Source organism: Serratia sp. SCBI (assembly GCF_000747565.1).
GTDB classification, from domain to species: domain Bacteria; phylum Pseudomonadota; class Gammaproteobacteria; order Enterobacterales; family Enterobacteriaceae; genus Serratia; species Serratia ureilytica.
This window is the reverse complement of the sequence record NZ_CP003424.1, coordinates 3,577,245-3,594,230: the sequence shown is the minus strand read 5'-3', so window position 1 is coordinate 3,594,230 and position 16,986 is coordinate 3,577,245. Positions and strand designations below refer to the sequence as shown.

Annotated in this window: 16 protein-coding genes; 9 read left to right on the top strand and 7 right to left on the bottom strand. The window is 62.9% G+C overall.

Annotated elements, in window-relative coordinates:
* Positions 1-9: 9 nt before the first annotated feature.
* Positions 10-1,041 (bottom strand): FAD:protein FMN transferase ApbE, encoded by a 1,032-nt coding sequence (gene apbE / locus SERRSCBI_RS16845; RefSeq protein WP_042785119.1) that lies wholly within the window; start codon positions 1,039-1,041, stop codon positions 10-12.
* 152 nt (positions 1,042-1,193) lie between these two features.
* Here apbE and SERRSCBI_RS16840 point away from each other — a divergent pair, with 152 nt between their 5' ends.
* Entirely contained in the window at positions 1,194-2,306 is a 1,113-nt protein-coding gene (locus tag SERRSCBI_RS16840) for an SLC13 family permease (protein WP_033643905.1), read from the top strand.
* Here the strand turns inward: SERRSCBI_RS16840 and pepT are convergent.
* The gene (gene pepT, locus SERRSCBI_RS16835; RefSeq protein WP_042785118.1) at positions 2,303-3,550 is read right to left on the bottom strand and encodes a peptidase T; all 1,248 of its coding nucleotides are present in this window, start codon (positions 3,548-3,550) and stop codon (positions 2,303-2,305) included. The two genes, SERRSCBI_RS16840 and pepT, sit on opposite strands and share 4 nt — an antisense overlap.
* Before the next feature lie 217 nt (positions 3,551-3,767).
* Here pepT and SERRSCBI_RS16830 point away from each other — a divergent pair, with 217 nt between their 5' ends.
* On the top strand, positions 3,768-4,664 hold the full coding sequence (locus tag SERRSCBI_RS16830; protein ID WP_042785117.1) for an endonuclease/exonuclease/phosphatase family protein: 897 nt from the start codon (positions 3,768-3,770) through the stop codon (positions 4,662-4,664).
* Between the two features lie 27 nt (positions 4,665-4,691).
* Here SERRSCBI_RS16830 and SERRSCBI_RS16825 read toward each other — a convergent pair whose 3' ends face one another.
* Positions 4,692-6,125, bottom strand: a complete 1,434-nt coding sequence (locus SERRSCBI_RS16825) for a PLP-dependent aminotransferase family protein (RefSeq protein WP_198036326.1) — start codon at positions 6,123-6,125, stop codon at positions 4,692-4,694.
* Between the two features lie 93 nt (positions 6,126-6,218).
* Between SERRSCBI_RS16825 and SERRSCBI_RS16820 the strand changes: the two genes are divergently transcribed.
* The gene (locus tag SERRSCBI_RS16820) at positions 6,219-6,674 is read left to right on the top strand and encodes a rhodanese-like domain-containing protein (RefSeq protein ID WP_033651965.1); all 456 of its coding nucleotides are present in this window, start codon (positions 6,219-6,221) and stop codon (positions 6,672-6,674) included.
* Between the two features lie 4 nt (positions 6,675-6,678).
* Here the strand turns inward: SERRSCBI_RS16820 and flk are convergent, their stop codons facing one another.
* Positions 6,679-7,707: a flagella biosynthesis regulator Flk gene (gene flk, locus SERRSCBI_RS16815; RefSeq protein ID WP_033643901.1), complete on the bottom strand. Its 1,029-nt coding sequence runs from the start codon at positions 7,705-7,707 to the stop codon at positions 6,679-6,681.
* Positions 7,708-7,912: 205 nt separating this feature from the next.
* Between flk and SERRSCBI_RS16810 the strand changes: the two genes are divergently transcribed.
* The 4 genes from SERRSCBI_RS16810 to SERRSCBI_RS16795 are packed head-to-tail and all read left to right on the top strand — an operon-like array spanning position 7,913 to position 11,567.
* Positions 7,913-8,275 carry a hypothetical protein gene (locus SERRSCBI_RS16810; RefSeq protein ID WP_042785115.1) on the top strand — a complete coding sequence of 121 codons (363 nt, stop codon included), beginning with the start codon at positions 7,913-7,915 and terminating at the stop codon, positions 8,273-8,275.
* Between the two features lie 49 nt (positions 8,276-8,324).
* A complete protein-coding gene (locus SERRSCBI_RS16805; protein WP_042785114.1) occupies positions 8,325-10,361 on the top strand; it encodes a protein-disulfide reductase DsbD in 2,037 nt (678 codons plus the stop codon).
* The gene (locus SERRSCBI_RS16800) at positions 10,358-11,074 is read left to right on the top strand and encodes a DsbA family protein (RefSeq protein WP_042785113.1); all 717 of its coding nucleotides are present in this window, start codon (positions 10,358-10,360) and stop codon (positions 11,072-11,074) included. The genes SERRSCBI_RS16805 and SERRSCBI_RS16800 overlap by 4 nt, the downstream gene beginning before the upstream one ends.
* Positions 11,067-11,567: a protein disulfide oxidoreductase gene (locus SERRSCBI_RS16795; protein ID WP_042785112.1), complete on the top strand. Its 501-nt coding sequence runs from the start codon at positions 11,067-11,069 to the stop codon at positions 11,565-11,567. The genes SERRSCBI_RS16800 and SERRSCBI_RS16795 overlap by 8 nt, the downstream gene beginning before the upstream one ends.
* Here SERRSCBI_RS16795 and SERRSCBI_RS16790 read toward each other — a convergent pair.
* A complete protein-coding gene (locus SERRSCBI_RS16790) occupies positions 11,564-13,030 on the bottom strand; it encodes a PLP-dependent aminotransferase family protein (RefSeq protein ID WP_042785111.1) in 1,467 nt (488 codons plus the stop codon). The two genes, SERRSCBI_RS16795 and SERRSCBI_RS16790, sit on opposite strands and share 4 nt — an antisense overlap.
* Positions 13,031-13,202: 172 nt before the next feature.
* Between SERRSCBI_RS16790 and SERRSCBI_RS16785 the strand changes: the two genes are divergently transcribed.
* Both SERRSCBI_RS16785 and SERRSCBI_RS16780 read left to right on the top strand, forming a co-directional pair.
* On the top strand, positions 13,203-14,198 hold the full coding sequence (locus SERRSCBI_RS16785) for a DMT family transporter (protein WP_033651959.1): 996 nt from the start codon (positions 13,203-13,205) through the stop codon (positions 14,196-14,198).
* 156 nt (positions 14,199-14,354) lie between these two features.
* Entirely contained in the window at positions 14,355-14,984 is a 630-nt protein-coding gene (locus SERRSCBI_RS16780) for a CatB-related O-acetyltransferase (RefSeq protein WP_042785110.1), read from the top strand.
* A 34-nt stretch (positions 14,985-15,018) separates the two neighbouring features.
* On the opposite strand, the gene SERRSCBI_RS16775 is transcribed toward SERRSCBI_RS16780, so the two are convergent.
* Both SERRSCBI_RS16775 and SERRSCBI_RS16770 read right to left on the bottom strand, forming a co-directional pair.
* Positions 15,019-16,536, bottom strand: coding sequence for a tripartite tricarboxylate transporter permease (locus tag SERRSCBI_RS16775; RefSeq protein ID WP_042785109.1), 1,518 nt, complete (start codon positions 16,534-16,536; stop codon positions 15,019-15,021).
* A gap of 11 nt (positions 16,537-16,547) precedes the next feature.
* Positions 16,548-16,979 carry a tripartite tricarboxylate transporter TctB family protein gene (locus tag SERRSCBI_RS16770; RefSeq protein WP_033643891.1) on the bottom strand — a complete coding sequence of 144 codons (432 nt, stop codon included), beginning with the start codon at positions 16,977-16,979 and terminating at the stop codon, positions 16,548-16,550.
* Positions 16,980-16,986 lie beyond the last annotated feature (7 nt).

Genomic DNA, 16,986 nt, shown 5'->3' with positions numbered 1-16,986 from the left:
TTTTTTATCTCACTGCACTAAAAATGCTTTGAACTGCGGCGTCATCACGGCGCTGAAACCGTCGTCGGTTTTGCTGATCAGGTAGACCGCCAGCCCTTTCTCTTCTGCGAGCTGCAACGCTTTCTCCGGGCCCAGCACCATCAAGCCGGTATCCCAGCCGTCGGCCTCGAGTGCGGTCGGGGCGATCACCGTGGCGGAAACCAGTCGGTGGTTTATCGGCCTGCCGGTGGTCGGATCGATGACATGGGAGTAACGCTGGCCGTTTTGTTCGAAGTAGTTGCGGTAGCTGCCGGCGGTGCTGATGCCGTAACCGTGCAGATCCACCAGCGCCTGCACCGCATTTTCACGGTCGGTCGGCTTTTGGATCGCCACCCGCCAGGGTTTGCCCTGGCCGTTGACGCCGCGTGAAGAGACCGCGCCGCCTACCGACACCAGGTAGTTGGTAATGCCGTGACGGTTCATCAGGCGCACCAGCTCATCGGCACCATAGCCTTCGCCCAGCGTCGAGAGATCGACATACATGCCCGGCAGATCTTTTTGCAGCCACTCCCCGCGATTGTCGCTGATCAGCTTCAGGTGCTGCAGGCCGATGTTCTGCTTCGCCGCGTCGATCTGCGCCTGTTCCGGCACCTTGACCGGATGCTTGTCTGGGCCGAACCCCCACAGGTTCACCAGTGGGCCGACGGTGATGTCCATGGCGCCGCCGGTATCGCGGCCGATGCGTTGGGCCATCAATACGATGTCCGCCATGCCGCGCGGGATAGGCTGCGGCTCGAGGCTGGCGCTGCGGTTAAACCGCGACAGCACCGAATCGGCGCGGTAGGTAGAGATATCGTCGTTGGCCCGTTCGAGCACCGTGTCGATCTGCCGCTGCAGCTCTTGTTTGCCGATCGCGACGTCACCGCTGACCTTAACGCTGTAGAAGGTGCCCATGGTCTTGCCGTCGATATCGATTTGCGGGCGAGAGGCGGAATCGTCGCAGGCGACGAGCAGGGCGCATAAGGCGCTGAGCAACGCCCCTTTGGCGAGCAGGGAAGCCATAACATGTCCTTTGAAACCGTGAAAGCCGCTACAAATAAAGTAAAGCGCGGCAAATGAAAAGCGGATAAAGGTAAAATAGCATTTTGCTGGCGCTGAAGCCGCGTCTGAGCTAACGTCTGCCCATTCTTTTCGGTGAGGTTCACACTGCCGCTATGAGTTCAACCGCCATTTCTCGGCTTATCCACCCCTTTGTCAAAGATCGCTTCTTGCATGCATTGCTGCTGGCCGGCGTGGCGATGTTCGCTTTTCATCCGCAACCGCTGTCGGCGCTGGGTGGTTTCATCGACGGCCGTACCCTCATCACCCTGTTGGGGCTGATGCTGCTGACCAAAGGGGTGGAGGTTAGCGGCTACTTCGATTTTGTCGGCCGCAAGATTATCAACCGCTTGCACAGCGAACGGCGGCTGGCGCTGTTCCTGGTGTTTTCCGCCGCGCTGCTGTCGTCGTTTCTTACTAACGATGTGGCGCTGTTTATCGTCATTCCGCTCACCATCACGCTAAAAAAGCTGTCGGCGCTGCCGGTTGGTCGCTTGATCATCTTCCAGGCGCTGGCGGTGAACGCCGGTTCGTTGCTGACGCCGATCGGCAACCCGCAAAATATCCTGCTGTGGAGCCGCTCCGGCCTCTCTTTCCTCGGTTTCATCGGCCAGATGGCGCCGTTTGGCGCCGCAATGATGTTGAGCCTGCTGGCGCTGACCTGGTTCAGCTTCCCGGCGCGCGACATCGTGAAAACGCCGAATACCGAGGGGTATCCCTACCAGCGGCCGCTGTTGCTGAGCTGTGTAGGGCTGTATGCGGTTTTCCTGCTGTGTCTCGATTTCGATCTGCCGTTGTACGGGCTGCTGGCGGTGTTCGCCGGTTTCTTGCTGCTGGCGCGCCGAGTGCTGTTGCAGATCGACTGGAGTCTGATTTTCGTGTTCGCCGCCATGTTCATCGATGTCGGCCTGTTTACCCGTTTGCCGCCGCTTCAGCCGGCGTTCGCCGCCATCGCCGGGCTGAGCGAGGGGAGCGTGTATGCGTTGGGCGTCGGGCTGTCGCAGATCGTCAGCAACGTGCCGGCCACCATACTGTTGCTCAACTATGTGCCCTCCAGCGCTCAGCTGGCCTATGCGGTCAACGCCGGCGGCTTCGGGTTGGCGATCGGATCGCTCGCCAACCTGATTGCGCTGCGCATGGCGGGGGAGCGCAAGATCTGGTTGCGCTTCCACTATTATTCGCTGCCGCTGTTGGTATGGGCCGCGTTGCTCGGCTGGGTGATGAGCTAAGCCGGTTGGCCGCTTTGTCGCGCGGCCAGCAGGCAAATGCTGCGGGTCACCTGATAGGATTTCACGAAGGCGCTGACGGGTAAAAACTCGAAGCGCGAGTGGAAGTTATGCGCGCCGGTGAAGTAATTGGGCGTCAGGATGCCACGGCTGGAGAGCGCCGCGCCGTCGGTGCCGCCGCGCATCGGGATCACCTTCGGCGGGATGCCGTGGGCGGCGAGGGCGCCGAAGATCAGATCGATGGCGCGCCGGTCCTCGCCGATGGCGTTGCTGATGTTGCTGTAGATGTCGCTGACGCTGCAGCTGACGTTGGCCCGCGGATAGTTGGCCGCCACCTGGCGCACCGTCTCCTCAAGGCGGGCCTTGCGTGCCTCGAACGCCGCGCGATCGAAGTCGCGAATCGACACCTTCAGCGTCGCCTGATTGGCGTTGGCGGCCAGATCGGTGAACCAGAAATAGCCCTCGCGCCCTTCGGTGTGCTCCGGGGTATCCTGCACGTCGAATCGGTTAATGATGTCGTTGGCGATGCGTATCGGGTTGATTAATACGTTTTTCGCCGACATCGGGTGGGCGGTCACCCCCTCGATGCGGATCTCCGCCGCCGCCGCGTTGAAATTCTCGTACACCACTTCACCCAGTTCGCAGCAGTCGATGGTGTAGGCGAAATCGACGGGAAAACGCTGCAGATCCAGCGCCTTGGCGCCGCGCAGGCCGATTTCTTCGTCCGGCACGAACGCCACTACGATATCACCGTGGCGATCGGCCGCGGTCAGGTTGGCCAGCAGCGTCATCACCACGGTGACCGCCGCCTTATTGTCGGCGCCCAACACGCTGGTGCCGTCGCTGAACAGGATCTCTTCGTTCCGGTAGGGCAGGATCTCCGGATGCTCGGCGGTACGCAGCCAGATGTCTTGCTCGGCATTCAGGCATAAATCCTCGCCGGTGAAGCGCAGGCGCTGCGGGCGAATCTCGGGCGACAGGCCGACGTCCACGGTGTCGATATGCGTGATGAAGCCGATGCGCGGCGCGCCGGGTTGGGTGCCGGGCTTGCGGGCGGTCACGGTGGCGTGCTCGTCGATTTGAACGTCGGCCAGGCCGAGCCGGCGCAGCTCGTCCGCCAACAGTTGCGCCATCTCATGCTGCCCCGGCGTGCTGGGCAGGGCGGTTGCGGCGGCGTCGCTCTGGCTGGTCACCGCCAGATAGCGGAAGAAACGTTCGGTAAGCTGTTCGGCAATCGGGCTGGTCATCGGAACTCCTCGCGGTTGGCAATCTACCGGTTTTAAAACGAAATCAGCCGATTGTCCAACGGCGCAATGCGTAAACCGCCAGAATGCGAAGCATCGCGCAGAAACGAAAAATAGCGGTGCAACTAGGAAATAGTCGCAGGTTACTGCGGCAAAATCGGTGTTAGCTGTGGGCCGGGAAGCGCCCGCATAACACTTATCTGTCCCTCAAGGAGAATTCATGCACACCGGTCACGCTTTGCTCATCACCTTACTGTCCCTGGGCATCTCTCACAGCGCCTGGTCGTCCGCCGATACCGGGCACGCCAACAGCAACGCCAACAGCCGCGAGGTGGCCAGCGCGTTGGGCGGCCTGAAGAACAAAACCTACGAGCTGGAACAGGCGCCGAAGATCCGCGTCGCCAGCTTCAATATCGCCGCCGGCAAGGTCAGCGACATGACCGCTATCGCCAAGGCGATTCGCGCGATGAACGTCGACGTGGTGGCGCTGCAGGAGGTGGATAAACTCACCGCCCGCAGCGGGCGGGTCGATCAGGCGGCGGAACTGGCGAAGCTGACCGGCATGCAGGCGGTGTTCGGCCGGGCGATCGATTTCGACGGCGGTGAATACGGCCTGGCGTTTCTCTCGAAGTATCCGCTGCACGACGCCGTGATCTATCCGTTGCCGTCCGGCCAGCGCGAGCAGCGCATCGCCTTCAGCGCCAAGGTCGATGTGCCGGAGTTCCCGACGCCGATCACCCTGTTCAACACCCACCTCGATACCAAGGAAGATCCGACGATGCGTCTGGATCAGGTGCGGGAGCTGAACGATCGCACCATCGAAGTGCGCGGCATCAAACTGCTGTTCGGCGACATGAACGACGTGCCGGGCAGCGTCACCTGGCTGGAGCTGAGCCGCTATTGGAACGACATCATGCCCAATGGGCGAGATGGCCGCAGCTGGCCGGCGGAAAACGCCGAAATCAAGGTGGATTACATCTTTAGCGGCAATGCGCAGCGTTGGCATCTGGACAGCCTGACGGTGCCGAACGCCAGCGGCGATTGGAACGGCGTGCACTGGCCGGCGGTGAGCGATCACCTGCCGCTGGTGGCGGAGATGCGCCTGACCGAGCAATAAGCCGGCCGGCGTCTCTCCGGGGCAGGGCTAAGCCGCGGCGATCCGCGCCAGCCGCTCGACGGCGCTGCGGATCTCGCCCGGCGTCAGGGCCGAAAAACCCAGCAGCCAGCCGTCGCGCTGGGCCTGAACCGTTTGGTATTGCGCCGTTAACCCGGGCGTAAGAACGCCGAGCCGCCGCGCCTGTTGGCTGAGCGCCGCCTCCCGGCCGGGCGGCAGCCAAACGCTGAGCTGCAGGCCGGCGGCGGCGGTAGCGGCCGTGGCGAAGTGGCTCAGCTTTTCGCGCACTTCCGTCAGCAGCACATCGCGCCGGCTGTGGTAGAGCTGGCGCATGTAACGAATATGCGCGGCGAAGTGCCCCTGGCGGATGAACTCGGCGGTCACCGCCTGCATCAATTGCGCGCTGTGGCCGTCATAGACCGTGCGTGCGGTGACGAAGGGGGCGGCCAGCGCGGGCGGCACGATCAGGTACGCCAGCCGCAGCGAAGGGAACAACGATTTGGAGAAGGTGCCGAGATAGAGCACCCGGCCATGGCGATCCAGGCCTTGCATCGCCGGAATCGGCAGCCCGTCGTAGTGAAACTCGCTGTCGTAATCGTCCTCAATGATCCAGGCCTGTTGCCGCTCCGCCTGCGCCAGCAACGCCAAGCGGCGTGCCAGGCTGAGCGCCGCGCCGGTCTGGTATTGGTGCGAGGGCGTCAGATAAATCAAACGCGGATCGGGCAAGGAAGGTTCTACTCGCAGGCCATCGCCGTCTACCGCCACCGGCGTCAGCGCGGCGCCGGCGCTGATAAAGGCGTTTCTCGCCCCGGCGTAACCCGGCTCTTCCATCCAGACGCTGTCGCCGCTGTCCAACAGTAAGGTGGCGATCATTTGCAGCGCCTGCTGCGAACTGGTCAGCACGATAACCTGGCTCGCATCGCAGACTACGCCGCGCGTTTGATTGACGTGGGCGGCAATGGCTTCGCGCAGCGGCAGATAGCCTTGCGGATCGCCGTAGCGCAGCAGGCTTTCCCCCTGCAGGCGCAGGCGTTGAGCGGTCAACTGCTTCCACAGGGCCAGCGGAAACGCGCGCAGGTCCGGCGAGCCGGCAGCGAAGGCCTGAGGGTTCTGCGGATCGCGGCAGCCGCCGGTGTGCACGATCTGTTGGCCGCGCAGCGAAAGGCGCGGCATGGCGGTGCGGGTCGCCGGCGGCGGCGATTTGGCGATGCGGATAGCCACAAATGTGCCCTGGCCGACGCGGCGCTGCAAATACCCCTCCGCCTCCAACTGGCCGTAGGCTGCTTCGACGGTCACCCTTGAGAGGTTCAGATCCCCAGCCAGCACTCGGCTGGAGGGCAGCCGTTGCCCAACGCTCAATGCGCCGTGGTGGATGGCCTGCCGCAATGCCGCACACAGACGATCGCGCAGCGTGCCGATGGCCTGGGGCGATTGCTGAAACAGCGTGATCAGCGTGTGCCGCATAATGGGTCTTATCATGAGTAAAAAATGGGTATCAATCATAAGACCAAAATCGGGCACTATTGTCATCTGTCTTGATCAACGGGAGTGAGTGATATGTCGAAAGAATCCTTGGTGCTGGCCTTTCCGCCGGCAGCGCCGGAAGAGAGCCTGGCCTATCTGGCGGCTAAACTGAGTCGCTATGCGGATGCCTGGGACGTGGCGGAAGATTTGCGCAATGGCGTGGACGGGATGGTGGTGATCGACACCCGTGCGGAGGCGCTGTACGCCGCCGGGCATATCCCCGGCGCATTCAGCTTGCCGCATCGCCTGATGGATGAAGCCGGCACGGCGCACCTGGATCGCCAAAAGGTGTATGTGACCTACTGCGACGGCATCGGCTGCAACGGCTCCACCAAAGGCGCCTACAAGCTGGCGAAGTTGGGGTTTAGGGTGAAGGAGTTGATTGGCGGGCTGGATTTCTGGCTGCGCGACGGCCATCCGTTGGCCATCGGCGAACTGCCGGGGTCGCTGCGCTCCCGGGCGGCCGCAGCGGACTGCGGCTGCGCCTGAGGCGTTAAAACACCAGCGCCAGCACGACGGCCAACGCCAACAGCAGCAGGATCAGCGCCACGGCGGGCTTACTCAGCGCTTTTTGCAGCGGCAGAGGCAGGGTGGCGATCAGCGGGTTGAGCAGCGGCTGCGGTTCGATAGAGGGGCTTGCGATCGGCTGCGCCTGGCCGGCTTTCTCCAGACGGCGGGCAAACAGCTGATGAATGGCGTCGCTCATTTGCGGATGCGTCAGCGGCGCGTTGGCGCCGCAGTTGAAGCGCGTCTGGCAATAGTCGTTCATCTGCTGCAGTTCTTGCTCATCCGCCGGCTGTTTGAGCGCCGCCAGCAGGTTGTTCAGCGTTGGCGCGTTCTGCGGGCTGAGCGCCACCTTCACCTGTAAAAACTGGTTCAGCAGCTGGAAGTGGCGCGCCGGCAGCGGATCGTTGGTTTTCACGCCCGCCAGATCGAACAGCGTTTGCCAAATTTTAGCCGGCGCTTCACCGGTCGCGGCGCTGAGTTTGGTAACCTGCTGCTGCAGGCTTTGATGCTCTGCGGGCAGCAGCGGGCGATCGCTGGTGGCGGTTTGCTGCGGTTGGGGAATGGTCAGGCCGCCGGTCTGCAACAGATTCAGCACCTGCTGCAGCTGTGGTGGGCTTAACTGGCTCAACACCGTATGGCCGAACCGTTGACGAATAAAGTCACTGACCGCCTGGCGATTATTGCCCTGCGGCAGCAACTCGGCCAGCTGTTGCAGCAGTTGGCGCCCGGCATGGTTTTGCTGCGCCTGCGTCAGGCGCGTTTGCAGCAGCTGTTCCGCCGGTTGAAAATGGCGCGCCAGCAGTTCGCCGCCTTTGTCGGCGCCGAGATCGTGACGCAGAGACGCCCAGATCTCTGCCGATTTTACCGGGCTGAGCGTCATGATTTTCACGATCAGTTTTTCCAGCGTTGTGCGCTGCGCCGGAGAGAGGGGTTGATCGTCAGTGGCCGCCGTTTTGCCCGGGGAAGGGGGGCGCTCGCCGGCGATTGGGGTGCCCGGCCCACTCAAAGGTTGCATATCACCAGTCCTTCGCTGTGTATCCCCGCAGTGTGCCTGGAGGAGAGAATCGTCATCGTACCCGGCGAAAAGCGCAGGCTTACCCTCTATGATACCTGTAATTCGCCGCCATCAATACCGCCGCTCAGACATTTCTTTACCGACAAAACGTTGCTAATCGCGTCTGCGCCGCTAAGATAACCCCAGATCTGAACATGAGGATGGCATGGTTAAACGGCAGCGGATTGCAAAATGGTTTTTATGCCTGGCTTGCCTGGTGGTGCTGACGTGCATGACCCAGCGCATGGCGGGCCTGCATGCGCTGCAGCAAACGCTGGGGATCCCGGCCGCTACCGCCGTTCAATCCAGCGACGCCGCCGCCGAAGCGCAGCCGACGCCCTGTGAACTGAGCGCCAAATCATTGCTGGCCGCGCCGCCGGTAATGTTCGAAACCATGCTGTTCGGTCTGGGTCTGCTGCTGGCGCTGTTGGCGCCGACCATTGCCGCGCGTCTGCGCATTCCTCCTCCTCGCGCCATTTCTCCGCCCACCCTCAGGGTGCACCTTCGATTATGCGTCTTCCGTGAATGAGTTAATCGCCCGTTTTTCGCGGTGAATTAATCATTTATGGAGAATTAACATGTTGAAAATTATCAGGCTGGCCTGCGCTTGCCTGTTTATGCTGTGGCTGCCCGCCTTGCAGGCGGCGGACAGCGGCTGGCTGCAAAATCCGGCCAACGATCATGCCAAGGTGCGGCTGCGCGCCGACACGTCACAGCCGGGAGAGACCCGTCTGCTGCTGTCGGTCGAGCTGCAAAAAGGCTGGAAAACTTACTGGCGTTCCCCGGGTGAAGGCGGCATCGCGCCGGCTATCGTCTGGCAAGGCCACCCACCGCCGGCGACCTGGCACTGGCCGACGCCGCAGCGTTTCGAGGTGGCCGGCATTTCCACCCAGGGCTATCACGATCGGGTCACGCTGCCGATCGTGATGCCAGGCTCGGTATCCGGCCCGCTGGCGGGCTCTTTGACGTTGTCCACCTGCAGCAATGTCTGCATTCTGACCGACTACCCGTTCAGTCTGGACCTGACGGCGCCGAACGATCCGCAGTTTAATCACGACTTCGCGCAGGCGATGGGGCAAGTGCCGATCGCCGCCGGGTTGACGGATAACGTCAAGGCCGGGTATCGCAGCGGTGAGCTGCAGATTGCCGCCGAACGCGCCGACGGTTGGCAGCGGCCCGCGCTGTTCTTCGATACGCTGGCGGATGCCGATCTCGGCAAGCCGCAGGTTGAAACCGACGGCGATCAGTTGCTGGCGCGAGTCCCGGTCAGCGATGGTTGGGGAGAGGCGGCGCCGGATCTGCGCGGCAAAACGCTGACGCTGGTGATCGACGACGGCGGCATGGCGCAGCAGATTACGCTGCCGATCGGCGAGCCGCTGGCCGCGCCCGCCAGTGCGGCATTTCCGTTATGGCAGGCGGTATTGATGGCGCTGGCGGGCGGGTTGATCCTCAATCTGATGCCGTGCGTCCTGCCGGTGTTGGGCATCAAGCTCGGTTCCATCCTGCAGGTGGAGCGGCGCGATCGGCGCAGCGTACGGCTGCAGTTCCTGGCATCGTCGCTGGGTATTGTCGCCTCGTTTATGGCGTTGGCCCTGCTGATGACGCTGCTGCGGCTCGGCAACCACGCGCTCGGCTGGGGCATTCAGTTCCAGAATCCGTGGTTTATCGGCTTTATGGTGCTGGTGACGCTGCTGTTCAGCGCCAACCTGTTTGGCCTGTTTCATCTGCGCCTCTCTTCCGATCTGAACACGTCGCTGGCCACCCATAACGGGCATGGTCTGAGCGGCCATTTCTGGCAGGGCGCGTTCGCCACGCTGCTGGCGACGCCGTGCTCGGCACCGTTTCTTGGCACGGCGGTGGCCTTCGCGCTGGCGGCGTCGCTGCCGGTGCTGTGGGGCATGTTCATCGCGCTCGGCATCGGCATGAGCCTGCCGTGGCTGCTGATCGCCGCCTGGCCTTCGCTGGCGCTGCGGTTGCCGCGTCCCGGCCGCTGGATGAATACCGTCAAGCTGGCGATGGGGTTGTTGATGCTGGCGTCGTCGCTGTGGTTGCTGAGTCTGCTGAGCAATCATATCGGCGTGCAGGCTACGCTGTGGCTGGGGGGGTTGGCGCTGCTGGCGTTGCTGCTGGCGGTGTGGCGCCGGCAGGGGGCACGGTTGGCGGCCAAGCTGGCGGCGGGCACGTTGGTGCTGGCGGGCGCCGTCTTGCTGGCCGGTTCGCTGACCGCCGGTCTGTGGCGCCAGCCGTTGCAGGATCGGGTGCAGTGGCAACCGCTGAGCGAACAGGCGATCGCCGAGGCGCTGGCGCAACATAAACGGGTGTTCGTCGACGTCACCGCCGACTGGTGCGTGACCTGTAAAGCCAACAAATTCAATGTGCTGCTACGCGATGACGTACAGCGGGCGTTGAGCGCCGATGACGTGGTCGCGCTGCGCGGCGACTGGAGCCGCCCGTCGGCCGACATCAGCGCCTTCCTGCAAAAGCGCGGCAGCGTCGCCGTGCCTTTCAACCAAATCTATGGCCCCGGCAGCCCGGACGGCGAGGTGTTATCCCCGCTGTTGACCCGTGACGCCGTGCTGCAAACGCTTTCCCATGCCAAAGGAACCGAACAATGAAAAAGCTACTGATTTTACTGATGACCATCGCCGCCCCGGTGTGGGCCGCCGAGCCTTTCACCCCGGCGCAAGAGGCGCGTATCAAAGAGATGATCCGCGAAACGCTGGTGTCCAACCCGGACATTCTGGCGCAGGCGGTGGACGCCTGGCAGCAGCAAACCGCAGGCCAGCAAATCAGCCAGGCTATCAAGCAGAATGCCAAAACGCTGTATCAGGATCCGGCCAGCCCGCGCCTCGGTGCCGCCAACGCCAAGCTGACGCTGGTGACCTTTACCGACTATAACTGCCCGTACTGCAAGCGGTTTGATCCGATGCTGGAGAAAATCGTCAAGCAATACCCGGATGTGGCGCTGGTGGTGAAGCTGTTGCCGTTCAAGGGCGAAAGTTCGGTCAGTTCGGCGCGCGTGGCGCTCACCACCTGGCAGCAGCACCCGGAGCAATTCTGGGCCTTGCATCAGCGGCTGATGGCGAAAAAGGGCTTCCACGACAAGGCCAGCATCGCCGCCGCGCAGGAGAAAACCGGCGTCAAGGCGGTGGCGCCGAGCGAACAGAGCATGACCACGCTGCGCACCAATATGGAATTGGCGGAACAACTGGGCGTACAAGGGACGCCGGCGACGCTGATCGGCGATCGGATGCTGCCGGGGGCGGTGTCCTATGAAGAGCTGGAAGCGATGGTGAAGCAGCAGCTGGCGAAGGCCAACCATGGCTAAGCTCAAGCGCTGGGGGCGCGAGTTGCTGCTGCTGGCGCTGATCGCACTGGCGGTGATCACGGTGATGGATTGGCTGAACGCGCCGCAGGCGCCGCCGGCCTTCGATGCCCAGACGCTGACCACGTTGGATGACGAGCGCGTGTCGTTGGCGCAGCTCAGTCATGAGCGGCCGCTGCTGGTTTACTTCTGGGCCAGCTGGTGCGGCGTTTGTCGTTTCACCACGCCGGACGTCGCCCGTTTGCAGGCGGCGGGCGGCAACGTGCTGACCGTCGCGCTGCGATCGGGCGACGATACCCAGGTGAAACAGTGGCTGGCGCGCAAACGGCTGGCGCTGCCGGTGGTCAACGATCCGGCCGGTACGCTGTCGGCGCAGTGGCAGATTGGCGTGACGCCGACCTTCGTGGTGGTCTCGCAGGGCAAGGTGGTGCAGAGCACCACCGGCTGGACCAGCTACTGGGGGATGAAGCTGCGGCTGTGGTGGGCCGCCGTCTAACCGGCGTTTTTCTCTGCTATCACTTCCTCAATCGCCCGGCTAAGCCGGGCGATACCTTCTTCAATCTGCGGCGGCGAGTTGGCGGCGAAGTTTAGCCGCAGACTGTGCGCGCCCAGCTGTTCCTGGGCATAAAAGCATTCGCCGCGCGCGAAAGTGACGCCGTGCCGCCAGGCCACCGGCATCAGCTCGGTGGTGGTCACTGTCGCGGGCAGCGTCAGCCAGATAAACAAGCCGCCTTGCGGCGTTTCGAAACGGCACCCCGGCGGCAACCGCCGTTGCAACGCGTCGATCATCACTTCCAGATGCAGGCGATAGACGCGCCCGGCGCGGCGCAGCTGCTTGTCGTAACGGCCGACGGTGACAAACGCGTCCAGCGCCCGCTGGATCAGGCTGGAACTGGTGAAGCTGTCGACGTGCTTGCGCCGCGCGAAGCGCTGATAGTGCTCGCTGTCCGCCACCAGATAGCCGATGCGCATGCTGGGCAGCAGCATCTTGGAGAAGGTGCTGACGTAGATCACCGCGCCCGGTTGCGCCAGCGCACGCAGCGACGGCAGCTGTTTGCCCTGGTAACGCAGATCGCCGACGAAGTCATCTTCCAGGATCACCACGCCGGCCTGTTGGGCGATCGCCAGCAGGCGCCGCCGGCGAGCTTCGCTCAGGCAACGGCCGGTCGGATTGTGAAAGTTGGGGATGGTGTAGATCAATTTGGGGCGGTGGCGTTCCAGCAACTCGGGTAATCGTTCGACCAGCATGCCGTGGCGATCGCCGGGCACGGTGACGATATTGATGCGGTGCTGGCGCAGCAGGCCCAGCGCTTCGGCGTAGGTCGGTTCTTCGACGATCACCGTATCGCCCGGCGCCAGCAGGCTTTGCACCACCAGGCTGATGGCATGCTGCGAGCCGTTGGTGATCAGCACCTGTTCCGCCTGCGTGGGGATGCCCTGCGCGCTGAGAATGCGGCTCAGCGTATCGCGCAGCGGGTAGTAGCCGCAGTATTCGCCGTAGCTGAAGGCCTCTTCCGCGTGGCGGCTGAGCACCGACAGCAGCACTTTGCGAAATGCCTCCAGCGGGAACACCTTAGGGCTGCCGACGCCGGCGGCGAAGTTGATCAGCCCCTCCGGCAGCGGGGCGTCGGCATAGCCGTCCAGCCGCGAGGTGAGGGTGGTGAAGCTCTCCAGCGGGAAGGGGGCATCGCTGGTCGGCCGGGCCGGGCGCGTTTGCGCCTGCGGGTGCACAACATAGGCGCCGCTGCCGCGGCGCTGGTGCAAAAAGCCCTTGGCCGCCAGTTCGGCATAGGCGTTATCCACCGTCAAACGGCTGACCGCCAATTCGGCCGCCAGCGTGCGCGTCGAGGGCAGCTTGTCGCCATCCACGAACACGCCGGTGAGGATGGCGCGCCGCAGCGCTTCTTCGATCTGTAAATAGAGCGGAACGTCCTGCTCGCGATCTAACGGAATGTGCATGCGAAATTGGCCCGGTTAGGGAGAGAGCTTTTTACTATACCCCATGTCAACAGGGCTTCAAGCGCAGAAAAGTGGCCTGCATGACAAGGCCGAAAAGTGGCTATAGTGGGAAAATATGGCCGCGTTACACTGTGCGCCTGAGCATTTATGTCGCCATTTTCCCGAGGATCTCATGTCATTACCGTCAGGCGTTTCCGCCCGGCCTTTGCTGCCCGGCGCGCGTCTCTTTCAGGGCAGCCGCCAGGGTTACGTCATCGCCATTATCAGCGCCATGCTGCTGGCCTTTACCGCCATCATCATCCGCGCGCTGACCGAATACTATCACCTGCCGACCTTCGTGCTGGCGTTCTGGCGCGCGGCGCTGGTGGCGCTGGTGCTGTTGCCGCTGCTGTTGGTGGTGAAACCGCAGTGGGCGCGCCTGCGCCGTGAACAGGTATTGTTCTACGCGCTTTACGGACTGCTGCTGGCGCTGTTCAACAGCCTGTGGACGCTGTCGGTGGCGCTGAACGGCGCATCGGTGGCGACCATTCTGACCTACTGTTCGGTGGGCTTTACCGTGTTCCTCGGCTGGGTGATGTACAGCGAACGCCTGACGCTGCGCCAACTGCTGGTGATCGCCATCAGCCTGGGCGGTTGTTTCCTGGTCAGCAACGGTGACAGCATGGGCAACCAGCACTTCGACTTGTTGGGGCTGCTGGTGGGGATGCTGTCGGGCATCGGCTATACCCTGTATACCCTCGGCGGGCGGGTGGCCAGCGAACGGGGCTATCCGGTGTGGAACACCATTTTGTACGTTTTCGGTTTTTCGGCGCTGTATCAGCTGATGTTCAACGCGGCGCTGACGACGTTCCCGCTGGCGGCGTTCCACGGCATGGCCGGCGATCTGTGGTTCCTGTCGCACGGTGCGCAGGGCATTCAGTGGAGCGGCTGGCTGTTGCTGCTGGCGCTGGCCGCCGGGCCGACGCTGTTGGGCTTCGGGTTGTATAACATCAGCCTGAAAACGCTGCCGCTGGCCGTAGCCAACCTGATCCTGTCGTTGGAGCTGGTTTTCACCGCGGTGATCGCCTATTTCCTGCTGGGGGAAAACATGAATCAGCTGCAGCTGCTGGGCAGCGCGTTGGTCATGGGTGGGGTGCTGCTGTTGAAAAGCAAGACCGCCGAGGCGTGATCGGTTACCATTTCGCCTCGCAAGAGAGGCGGTAATCATGAATAACCCGAGGTTGAAACGAGCGCTTATCGCTTGAATGGCCGTGTTGAGTGAACGACAACACGGCCACAGACCTTCCGTTCCGTGGCTTTTATTCCCGTAACAAGAGAATACGCCATGTCCGAAAAACACTGGTCCAACACCGAGCTGCTGCATCAGACGGTGACTAACCCGAATATCATCGTCAAAGGCACCCACAGCTACTACAGCGACTGTTGGGATAACGGCTTCGAACGCTCGGTAGTGCGCTATCTGCACGGCGACGCGGTAAGCCGGCAATGGCAGCCGCTGGGAGAAATAGACCGCCTGCTGATCGGCGACTATGTCTGCATCGCGGCCGAAGCGGTGATCCTGATGGGCGGCAACCATACCCATCGCATCGACTGGCTGAGCCTGTATCCGTTTATGGCAACCATCAAACAGGCGTACCGCCCCAAAGGCGATACCCGGCTGGGCGACGGTTGCTGGATTGGCATGCGGGCGATGTTGATGCCAGGGGTCTCGATAGGCGAGGGGGCGATCGTCGCCGCCGGCAGCGTGGTGACCGGCGACGTTGAACCTTATGCCATCGTCGGCGGCAATCCGGCGAGGTTTATCCGTTGGCGATTCGCGCCGGAAGTTATCGCGCGCTTGCTCGCCTTGCGGCTCTATGAGTTGCCTGAGGCGGACTTTGCGGTGATTCAGCCCCTGCTCGTCGATGACGATATCGGGGCGCTGGAAAGGGGAATTGCGGCCTTGCGCCGTTAAACACAACGGGCGGGAAATTCCCGCCCGTTACGCGTTACTCGGCCTTGGCCTCGGCCGCCGGATGGCTGCGTTTGCGCATCAGGCGCAGCAGCGGCGGCAGCGCCAGCACCGCGACCGCCAGCACCAGCAGCGTTTGCGCGATGCTGCTGCTCCACAGGATGCCGAATTCACCGTTGCTGATCGACAGCGCGCGACGCAGGTTCTGCTCCAGCATCTCACCCAGCACGAAGCCCAGAATCAGCGGCGACATCGGAAAGTGCATTTTCCGCAGGATATAGCCGAACACCCCCAACCCGACCATCAACAGCAGGTCGAAGGTGGTGCTGTGCACCGCATAAACCCCCACCGCGGAAACCGCGGCGATCGCCGGCACCAGGAACCACAGCGGGATGGTCAGCATGCGGGTGAACAGGCCAACCAGCGGCAGGTTCATGATCAGCAAGATGACGTTAGCGATCAGCAGCGCGGCGATCAGCCCCCAGACGATATCCGGTTGTTCGGTAAACATCGCCGGACCGGGGGTGATGTTATACAGCGTCAGCGCCCCCATCATCACCGCCGTGGTGCCGGATCCCGGCACCCCCAACGTCAGCATCGGAATGAACGAACCGCAGGCCGAGGCGTTGTTGGCCGCTTCCGGCGCCGCTACGCCGCGGATGTCGCCTTTGCCGAAGGTGTCGCTGTTGCCGCTGATTTTCTTTTCGGTCATGTAGGTCAGCGCGCTGGCGATGGTAGCGCCGGCGCCCGGCAGAATGCCGACGAAGAAGCCGATCACCGACGAACGCAGGGTCGGGCCTGCGCACTGCGCCGCTTCTTTGCGGTTGAACAGCAACCGGCCGGTTTTACGTACCAGCTTTTGCCCGGCGCTGGTGCTTTCCAGCATCAGCAGAATTTCACTGACCGAGAACAGGCCGATCACCACCACGATAAACTGCACGCCGTCGGAGAGGTGCACGCTGTCGAAGGTAAAGCGGTAAACGCCGGTGTTGGCGTCGACGCCCACCGTCGCCAGCCCCAGGCCGATCAACGCCGCCAGCAGCGATTTCAGCGGGTTTTGGCTCATCATGCTGCCGAGGCAGGCGATGGCGAACACCATCAGGGCAAAATACTCCGCCGGGCCGAAGGCCAGCGACCAGCGGGCCAGCAGCGGCGCGAACAGAATGATGCCGCCGATGGCGATCATCGAGCCGACGAACGAGCTGACCGCCGAGATGGACAGCGCCACGCCGGCGCGCCCCTGCTGCGCCATCGGGTAGCCGTCCAGCGCGGTCATGATCGCCGCCGCATCACCCGGCACGTTGAGCAGAATCGACGAGATGCGCCCGCCGTACTCGCAGCCGATATACACCGTCGCCAGCAGGATCAGCGCCGATTCGGCCGGCAGTTTGAGGGCGAACGCCAGCGGCAGCAGGATCGCCACGCCGTTGATCGGCCCCAACCCTGGCAACAGGCCGACGATGGTGCCGACGAAGCAGCCGATCAGGGCGATAATCAGGTTTTGCGGCACCAGCGCCACTTCAAACCCTTGGGTCAAATACATCCAGGTATCCATCATCGCTCCCGTTAGCTCAGCCAGGCGCCGAGCGGCAGTGTGACATCGAGAAGTTGGTCAAAGGCGTAGTACAACGCTGCGCCCATGATGACGCCGGAGATGGCCGCTGCCGGCAGGCTGGCCTGAAACAGCAGGCCGATGCTGAACGTCAGCAGCGCGGTCGCCAGCGGAAAGCCAAGCCATTCAAACCCCCAGGCATACAGCACCAGGGTGATCACCAGCACCAGCAGCCGCTGCATCACCTTGTGGTGCGGCCATTCCACCGCCTGCGGGCGGCGCAGCAACAGCAGCGCCGCGCACAGCGCCATCAGGCTGAGGATCGCCAGCGGGAACGGGCGCGGCCCCAGCGGTTCATAGCTGTATTCGCTCTGGATGCCCCAGCCGATGAACAGCCCGCCGATACACAGCAGTAGCCAAAAGCCGGCAAAAATACGATCGCTCATGGTTTTC